Annotated in this window: 6 protein-coding genes; 1 reads left to right on the plus strand and 5 read right to left on the minus strand. The window is 74.5% G+C overall.

Going from position 1 to position 8790, the window contains the following annotated elements:
• The coding region (locus D7Y13_RS33335; RefSeq protein ID WP_120630895.1) for a sensor histidine kinase at positions 1-1481 on the plus strand (1481 nt) is incomplete at its 5' end.
• A gap of 27 nt (positions 1482-1508) precedes the next feature.
• Here the strand turns inward: D7Y13_RS33335 and cheB are convergent.
• The 5 genes from cheB to D7Y13_RS33360 all read right to left on the minus strand — a co-directional run.
• Positions 1509-2555 (minus strand): chemotaxis-specific protein-glutamate methyltransferase CheB, encoded by a 1047-nt coding sequence (cheB, locus tag D7Y13_RS33340; RefSeq protein ID WP_120537425.1) that lies wholly within the window; start codon positions 2553-2555, stop codon positions 1509-1511.
• On the minus strand, positions 2552-3373 hold the full coding sequence (locus tag D7Y13_RS33345; RefSeq protein WP_120584501.1) for a CheR family methyltransferase: 822 nt from the start codon (positions 3371-3373) through the stop codon (positions 2552-2554). Before D7Y13_RS33345 ends, cheB begins: the two co-directional genes overlap by 4 nt.
• 13 nt (positions 3374-3386) lie before the next feature.
• Positions 3387-5753: a HEAT repeat domain-containing protein gene (locus D7Y13_RS33350; protein WP_120537423.1), complete on the minus strand. Its 2367-nt coding sequence runs from the start codon at positions 5751-5753 to the stop codon at positions 3387-3389.
• A 2-nt stretch (positions 5754-5755) separates the two neighbouring features.
• Positions 5756-8302, minus strand: a complete 2547-nt coding sequence (locus D7Y13_RS33355) for a methyl-accepting chemotaxis protein (protein WP_120537422.1) — start codon at positions 8300-8302, stop codon at positions 5756-5758.
• Positions 8283-8790, minus strand: a 508-nt coding sequence (locus D7Y13_RS33360; RefSeq protein ID WP_244222406.1) for a chemotaxis protein CheW, incomplete at its 5' end; no start/stop codon positions are given. The genes D7Y13_RS33360 and D7Y13_RS33355, both read right to left, overlap by 20 nt.

The raw sequence follows: 8790 nt of genomic DNA on the forward strand, positions 1-8790 counted from the left end.
CTCCCGCCCCGTCCGCGCCGGGTGCGTCCGGCCTGGGCCTGCTCGCGCTGCTGGATGGACTGCCCGAGGCCTTCCTCGCCGTGGACGCCGACTGGCGCGTCACCTACCTGAGCTCCCGCATGCGCGAGCTGCTCGGGGACCGCGCCCAACCGGGCGATGACGTGCGCAAGAAGGTGGCGAAGCTGCTCGCCCTGGCGGAGCACCTGCGCCTGGACGCCCCGGCCACCGAGCAGTCCTGCGTGCGCTACGAGCACCGCTGGCCCGAAGGCGACCTCTGCTTCGATGTGAGCACCCGCCCCGTCGAAGGCGCCCTGCTGATCCACTGCCGCGACATCACCCGCGAGTACCGGGCCCGCAGTGAACTGCAGCGCGCCGGGCAGCTCTTCCAGGCCGTGCTGGAGGGCACCACCGACGCCATCTACATCAAGGACCTGGAGGGCCGCTACCAGGTCATCAACTCCGCGGGCGCGCGCGCCCTGGGCCGCACCGTGGACCAGGTGCGCGACCACTCCGACGCGGAGCTGTTCCCCGCGGGCGAGGCCGCCGTCAACCGCAAGCACGACCAGGACGTGCTGGAGGCGGACCACCCCCTCACCTACGAGGACGCCCAGCAGGGCCCCGACGGCGAGCGCGTGTGGCTGACCACCAAGGGCCCGCTGCACGACCCCGAAGGCCAGGTGTTCGGCTTCTTCGGCATCAGCCGCGACATCACCCAGCGCAAGTGGGCCGAGGAAGAGGTGCGCAGGCACTCCGAATTCCAGGAGCACCTGATGGGCATCATCAGCCACGACATCCGCAGCCCCCTGGGCGCCATCATGAACTGGTCGCGCGTGCTCGCGGCCGGCGGCCCGGCGGAGGAGACGGCGCGCACCAGCCAGCGCATCGCCACCGCCGCCGTGCGCATCGAGCGGCTGACGCGCCTGCTGCTGGACTTCACCCGCGCGCGGCTGGTGGGCGGCGTCGTCATCGAGCCGCGCGGCACCGACAGCCAGGAGCTGCTGGGCAAGGTGGCGCACGAGTTCCGCGTGGCCTTCCCCAAGCGCGACATCGTCCTGGAGCACAAGGGCAACACGCAGGGCCAGTGGGACCCGGACCGGCTGGCCCAGGTGGTGTCCAACCTGGTGGAGAACGCCCTCAAGTACGGCCCGCCCGAAGCGCCCGTGCGCCTCTGCACGCGCGGCCTGCGCCACAAGGTCGTCATCGAGGTCCACAACCAGGGCCGCCCCATCCCGGAGGCCCTGCTGCCCCACCTCTTCGAGCCCTTCCGCCAGGGCCCGCAGACGACGCGCACCCTGAAGATGAGCTACGGCCTGGGGCTCTACATCGTGCGCGAAATCGTCCACGCGCACGGAGGCACCATCGAAGTGGCCTCCACGGAGAAGGACGGCACCACCTTCACCGTCACGCTGCCGCGCCGCGCGCCCCCCAAGAAGGGCCCGCCGCCCGAACCGCCACCGCCGCCGCCCGCGCACCAATCCTGAGGCGGCCCGGCCGTCCCGGGGCTGCCCTCAGGGGATGAAGCGCTCCAGCAGCGGCACCAGGGACTGCAGCGGCGCGCTGCCCTGGGACAGGCCCGCTTCGTCCACCACGCGCGGCATGCCGTACACCACGCAGGACGACTCCGACTCCGTGAGCACCACGCCGCCCGCGGCCCGCACCGCCCGGGCCCCCACGAGCCCGTCCTCGCCCATGCCGGTGAGCACCAGCGCCACGGCGTGCTCGCCCCACCCCGCCGCCACGCTCTGGAAGAGCACGTCCACGGAAGGGTGATGCGGGGTGCCCAGCGGATGGCGGTCCAGGCGCACCAGGTCCAGCGCCCCCCGCCGCTCCAGCTTCAGGTGCATCCCCGCCTTCGCCAGCACCGCGCGCCCCGGCACCAGCTCCAGGCCGTCGCGCGCCTCCACCACCTCCAGCGCGCTCTGCGAGTCCAGCCGCTTCGCCACCGCTTCCGTGTAGCCCGCGGGGATGTGCAGCGCGAGCACCACCGGCGCCGGGAAGTCCCGGGGCAGCGCCGACAGCAGCCGCGTCAGCGCCTGCGGCCCGCCCGTGGACGTGCCCACCGCGAGCAGCTTCGGGGACGCGCCGGTGCCCGAGCGCGCGGCGCGCACGGAGGCCTCGCGCTCCGCCGCCTCCAGGTAGCGCGGCATCGCCCGGCCCGCGACGCGCACCTTCTCCACCAGCTCCGCGCCCAGCTCATAGAGCCGCTCGGTGGCGAGCGCCGTGGGCTTGTGCACCAGGTCCACCGCGCCCGCCTGGAGCGCGGCCACCGCCAGCTCGCTGTCCGTGTCCGCGCTGCTCACCACCACCACGCGCGGCGCGTCCGGCATGCCCGCCAGCGCCTTGAGCAGGCCCAGCCCGTCCAGCGCCGGCATCACCAGGTCCAGGGTGATGACGTCCGGCTTGAACTCCACCACCCGCTCCAGCGCGTCCAGCCCGTCGCGCGCGGTGCCCACCACCTCCAGGCCCTCCGCGTCCGACAGCACCTTGCGCAGCACCTTGCGCGCGAACGCCGAGTCGTCCACCACCAGCACGCGCAAGGGGGCCGGAGACGTCATGACGCCTCCTTGCGGTAGAAGAACGCGCCCCGCCGTTCCTCGCAGTGCAGCGCCGTGCCGAAACGCATCAGGGACTCCGACGTACCCACCACCAGTTGCCCTCCGGGCTTGAGCACCCGGGTGAGGCCTTCCACCACGCGGCGCGCGGTGTCGTCCTGGAAGTAGATGAGCACGTTTCGGCACAAGACGGCGTCAAAGCTTCCGGAGGGCGGGAAGTTCGCGGTGTCCAACAGGTTCAGCGGCTTCCACTCCACCTTCGCCACCAGCTCCGGGCGCACGCGCGGCCGGCCGTCCACCACGTCCAGCCAGCGGCCCTCCACCCCCTTGGGCAGCGCGCGCAGGCAGCGCAGGTTGTACTCGCCCGCACGCGCCCGCTCCAGGGCACGGGTGCTCAGGTCCGTGGCCAGGAGCGACACGTCCCCCAGCACCCCCTTCGCGTCCAGCATCATGGCCAGCGTGAGGGGCTCCTCGCCGGTGGCGCACGCGGCGCACCACACGCGCGGTTTCTGGCCGGCCTGGGCCGCGGGCACCAGCACCTCATCCACCAGCACCTGCAGCGCCTGGGGCTCGCGGAAGAAGTACGTCTCGTGGACGAGCAGCGAGTCCACCAGCGAGTCCAGCGCCGCGCCGCCCGCCGGGTCGTAGCGGAGGAAGTAGTAGTAGTCGAGCAGCGAGTCGAAGCCCGCGTCCAGCGCCCGCGACGACACCTTCTCCGACAGCAGGTCCCGGTCCTCCGGGCCGTAGTGCAGCCCCGCGCGCTGCTCGATGAGCATCGCGAGGATGGTGAAGACCTGCGGGGACAGCGGCAGCGAGGTCATGGACAGGGGACTCTCAGCGCCCCAACGCCAGCAGGCAGGCCCGCCGCACGTCGGCGTCCTCGTCGCGGTGGGCCGCGCGGTCCAGCACCTCGCGTGCCTCCAGCGTCCCCAATGCCGCCACCGCCGGCGCGGACGCGCGCCGTCCCGCGGGGCTGGCCCCGGCCAGCGCCTGCATCAGCGCCGCCCTCGCATCCGCCCGCCGCATCCGCGCGAGCGCCGCCACCAGGAGGGGCGCCGTCGTGTCGTCCGCCACCTCCAGCGCCGCCAGCAGGCCGGCGAGCCGCCCGTCCACCGGCAGCGCCAGCGCGCCCACCACCTGCTCGCGCAGCATCACGTCGCCCAGCAGCGACACCAGCGCCTGCGTGGCGTGCTGTCCGGTGCGCGTGGCCAGGAAGCCCACCGCCGCGCTGCGCACGCTGTCGTCCCGGTCCCCGGCGGCCCGCAGGAGCGCGGGCAGGGTCTCCGGCGCGTCGTACTCCGCCACCGCCGACAGGGCCACCAGCCGCGTGGCCGGGTCGTCCGAGTGCACCGCCTCCAGCAGCACCGGCAGCGCGTCCGGCCGCCGGGCCACGCCCAGGCCCAGCAGCGCCGCGCGGCGCACGTCCGCGTCCGTGGAGGACGCCGCCCGCCGCAGCGCCGCCATGGCGCTCTCCGTGTGCAGGTGCGCCAGCGCGTCCACCACCGCCACGCGCACCTGGCCCGCGTCGTCGTTGGCCAGCGCGACGATGGCGTCCGCGGCCGCTTCCTCGTTCAGCTTCCCCAGCGACTGGCACGCGTAGTAGCGCACCCACGGGTCGCGGTCGTTCAACCCGCCCAGCAGCGTGGAGGTGATGCGGGCCTGCTTGTCCGTCTGGCCCAGCGCGCGCATCGCCGTGGCGCGCGTGCGCTCGGATTCGTGGCTGGCCGCGGCCAGCAGCGCGTCCACCGCCCGGGGGTCGTCGATGAAGGGCAGGCCGTAGATGGCCGCGTCGCGCAGCCGCTCATCCGGGTCCCGCATGGCCAGCAGCAGCGCGTCCAGGCCGCGCGGATAGCCGAAGTAGGCCACGATGCGCAGCGCCGCGCGGCGCTGGCGCGTGTCCGCCGAGCGCGCCGCCTCCAGCGCCAGCGCCTCCGTCGTCTCGCTGCCCAGCGACTGGATGGCGCCCACCACCGCCTGCACCACGCGCGGGTCCTCGTCCGACAACCGCGCGAAGAGGGCCGTCACCGCGGACGTGTCGCCGATGCGCGACAGCGTCTCCGCCGCCAGCGCGCGCACCATCGCGTCCCGGTCCTCCAGGCACAGGAGCACGTCCGGCACCGCCGCGGACCGCTTGCCGACGAGCGGCAGCAGCACCCGGCGCCGGGAGCTGTCGCCCTCGCGCAGCGCCTGGAGGATTTGAGCGTCCGCCTCCGCGCCCAGCTCTCCCAGCGCCGCCGCGGCCGCGCGCGACACGCCCAGGTCCTGCGAGTCCAATAGCTTCAGCAGGCCCACCGCCGCGTCCGCGCCGCCCACCCACCCCAACAGCCGCGCCACCGCGGTCTTCTCCCCCGCGTCCGCGCCGGAGATGACCCCGGCGAGCCTGCGCCCGGTGGGGTGCGGCTCCGCCGAGCTGGTGCGCAGCACCGACGGCACCATGCGCGCGCCGCCGAAGCGCGCCACCTGCGCGTCGTGGATTTCGACCAGCGACACCGCCGCCACGCGCACCACCGCGTCGTTGCCCCGCTGCAGCAGGCCCACGAGCGCGGGCACGGCGGCCTCCTGGCCGGTGCGGCCCAGGGCCCGGCAGGCCTCCAGCGAGTAGAACGGATCCGCCAGCAGCGCCATCAGCGCCGGCACCACCGTGGGGTCGCCCGAGCGGCCCAGCACGTCGATGGCGGGGAAGATGCGGAAGAAGTTGCCGCTGCCCAGCGAGGCCAAGAGCGCGTCCACCGCCGCGCCGCCGCCAATGCGGCCCAGCGCCTCGATGGCGGCCACCGCCACGTTGTCGTCCGCGTGCACGGTGAGCCGCGCCAGCAGCGGCACCGACTGGCGGCTGCGGCGGCGGCCCAGCACCTGGGCGGCGTCACAGACGATGGCCGGGTTGAGGTCATCCCCCAGCGCCTCCACCGGCCCGTCCACCTCGCCGGTGGCGGCCACCAGCGCGTCCACCGCCGCGGCGATGCGCGCCTCGTTGTCCCGCTGGTGGACCAGCACGTCGCACAGGGGCTGCACCGCGGGGGTGCCCACGCGCGCGAGCGCGGACACCACGGCGCGGCGCACCGCCCAGGACGGCGCGTCCAGCCCGGCCAGCAGCTCCGGCAGGCTGGAGGCCCCCTTGCGGGCCAGTTGTTCCACTTCCTCCACCCGGGCCCGGTCGTCCGCGGACAGCGAGAGTGGGTGTTGCCGCACGGTCGAATTCATCGTCACGCCTTCTGCTCCCGGGAAGCCCGGGACACGGCCACGTCCTTGCCTCCCAACAATCCACTCAAGTGCGTCAGCCCCTCCACCTGCTCACCCTGGAGCTTCGCGAGCTGCCCCAGCCGGCCCGCCACCTCCTTCACCTCCTGGGCGGTGATGGCCGTGGTGCGCGCCTGCTGGGCCGTGGTGACGGCGATCTCCCGCGAGCGGCCCCGCATCTCCTCCACGGACTTGCCCAGCTGCTCGGTCACCGTGGCCTGCTCCTGCGCGGCCTTCGCCACGGCCGCCACGCCCGAGGCCTGCTTCGTGGCCGACGTGGTCAGCGCCGACAGCGCGTCCGTCTGTTCGTCCAGCGCCCGCGCCGTCGTCCTGGCCACCCGGCGCACCTCCTCCGCGCCGCGCACCAGCGTGGACAGCGCCTGGGCCTGCTCGTCCGTGGCGCGCGTCACCTCCTGCGCCAGCTTCGCCACCTGGCGGGTGGCCACCTCGCCCTGCTTGAGCGCGCGGCCCTGCTCCACCATCGCGCGCGTGGACTGGGCCACCTCCTTGCGCGTGGACTCCATGGCCCGGGCCACCTCCTGCGCGGCCTTGGCCTGTTCGGCGATGCCGGTGATGGCGCGCTGGGTGGCGGTCGCCACCTCCTGCGACACCGTGCCCAGGGCGGACACGTGCTGGCCCTGCGCCGCCACCGCGCCGCTCACGCCCTGCACCAGCTGGCGCATCTGCACCGCGCCCTTGGCCAGGTCCGTGGCCGCCAGGGCCTGCTCCTGCACCGCGCGCGACACCTTCTGCGCCACCTCCGACAGCTGGGTGTTGGAGCGCACCGCGTCGCGCAGCGCCTTGGCCTGGTCGGCGGTGGCCTGCGTGGTCTGCCGCGCCATGCGCCGCATCTCCGTGCCGCCCTGGGCCAGCGCCTGCGCCGCCTGCGCCTGCTCCGTCGCGGACGCCGCGATGACGCGGCCCTGCTCGCTCACCTTGGCCGTGGACTGGGCCAGCGCCTGCACCGCCTGCACCTGCTCCGCCGACGCGCGCGACGCCTCGCGCACGTTCTGGCCCAGGTCCTCCACGCCCTTGAGGATGGTGCCCAGCGCCTTCTCCGCGTCCCCCGCCAGCGCCGCGCCTTCATCCGCCGCGCGCACGCCCTCGCCGGTGGCCGTGGCCGCCTCGCGCGCTGTCGTCTGCAGGCCCCGGACAATCTTGGCCACGTCCGCGCTGGCCGCCGCCGCGCGGTCCGCCAGGGCGCGGATCTCCTCCGCCACCACCGCGAAGCCCCGGCCGTGCTCCCCCGCCCGCGCCGCCTCGATGCTGGCGTTGAGGGACAGGAGGTTCGTGCGGTCCGCGATGAGGTTGATGGTCTGCACGATGTCGCCAATCTCCTCGGCGCGCCGGCCCATCTCCTTCATCACCCCGGACGACTCCACGATGGACTGCCGGATGCGGCCGAAGCCGGCGATGGAGCGCGCCACCGTGACGCCGCCCTCGCGCGCGCTCACGCCCACGCGTTCGGCGGCCAGCCGCGCCTCCTCCGTCATCTGCGCCGCGCGGCGCGTGGACGACTCCAGCTGCGCGGACGCGGTGGCGCTGGTGGACGCAAGGCCGTTGATGCTGTCCGCGGCGCGGGCCACCGCCTGGGCGGAGCGCGCCAGCTGTTCGATGGTGGCCGCGTTGGCGTCCACCACGGCCGCGTTCTTCTCCGAGGTGGCGGCCACCTCCTCCACGCTGGCGGCCACCTCCTCCACGGTGGACGCGGTGGCGGAGGCGTGCGCCTCCAGGGTGCGCGCGTGGTCGGCCACGCCGCGCACGCTGCGCGCCACCTGTTCGGTGGTGGAGGCCGTCTCCTCCACGCTGGAGGCCATGGCGGTCGCGTCGCGCGACACCTCGTGGAGCGTCCGGCCCAGCGCCACCACGGCGCCGGACACCTGCGCCATGCGCTCGCCCACGCCCTGCGTGTCCGCGGACAGCCGGGTGATGCCCTTGGACATCTCCTCGATGGTGGCGGCCACCTCCTCCGTGGTGGCGGCGCTCGTCTGGTTGCGCACCACCAGGTCCTCCACGGTGGCGTTCATCTCCTGCACGCTCGCGAGCAGCTCCTCGCTGGAGGCGGCCAGCTCCTCCGCGTTGGCGCTCACGCCCTTCACCGAGCGCGCCACCTCCTCCACGGTGGACGCCGTCGAATCCGACGACGCGGCGAGCAGCCCGGCGTCCTTGCGCACGCTGGCCACCGACGCCGTGACCTCCTGCATCGCGCCCGCGGTGGCCTCCGCCTCCTGCTGCACGCCCCGGGCGGACTCGCTCATCGCGCGCTGGCTGCGCACCAGCGACTGCACCGCGGCGCTCGTCTCTTCCACCTGGGCGGCCACGGATTCGATGGCCGTCCGCACCTGTTCGCCCGACGCCGCCTGTTCATTGCCCGCGGAGGCCAGCCGCGCGGCGAGCAGCTCCGTGGACTGCACCAGGCCCGCGCTCTCCTCCATCTTGAGCGCGGTGCGCTCGGCCAGGGCGCGCGCATCCTCCAGCCGGGGGGCGCTGCTGCTACCGTTGTCCGTCGACATCCGCGGTCTCCTCCCCCATCACCCGGGGAAAATCGATGAGCATCACCAGCCGCGGGCCCACTTGCGCCACGGCCTTCACGAACCCCTTCGCGCGCTCCACCACCATGGGCGGAGGCGGCTGGATGGCGCGCGGGTCCAACTTCAGGACCTCGCGCGCGCTGTCCACGAGCAACCCCACCGTGCGCTCGCCCAACTGTCCCACCACCACCCGTGAATCCAGCGTGGGCGTGCTCGGCGGCAGCCCGAAGCGGGCCCGCGCGTCCACCACCGGGATGACCCGGCCCCGCACCTGCACCAGCCCCGCGACGTGCGCGGGAGCCCCCGGCACCGGCGTGGCGCCCGCGAAGGACTCCATCTGCACCACTTCCGCCGCGGGCATCGCGTACTCCGTCCCGTCCACCTTGAACAACACGTGCAGCACGCTCATGACGCCCACCCTCCCGAGCGCGCGGCGCCCATCCGGCGGCCCGCGCGCGCGGCCCCGAGCG

Origin of the sequence: Corallococcus praedator (assembly GCF_003612125.1) — a bacterium.
GTDB classification, from domain to species: Bacteria; Myxococcota; Myxococcia; order Myxococcales; family Myxococcaceae; genus Corallococcus; species Corallococcus praedator.

Excerpts from the sequence above, each read along its gene's own strand:
- cheB (WP_120537425.1), bottom strand. The coding sequence starts at position 2,555 with ATGACGTCTCCGGCCCCCTTGCGCGTGCTGGTGGTGGACGACTCGGCG.
- D7Y13_RS33350 (WP_120537423.1), bottom strand. The coding sequence starts at position 5,753 with ATGAATTCGACCGTGCGGCAACACCCACTCTCGCTGTCCGCGGACGAC.
- D7Y13_RS33345 (WP_120584501.1), bottom strand. The coding sequence starts at position 3,373 with ATGACCTCGCTGCCGCTGTCCCCGCAGGTCTTCACCATCCTCGCGATG.
- D7Y13_RS33355 (WP_120537422.1), bottom strand. The coding sequence starts at position 8,302 with ATGTCGACGGACAACGGTAGCAGCAGCGCCCCCCGGCTGGAGGATGCG.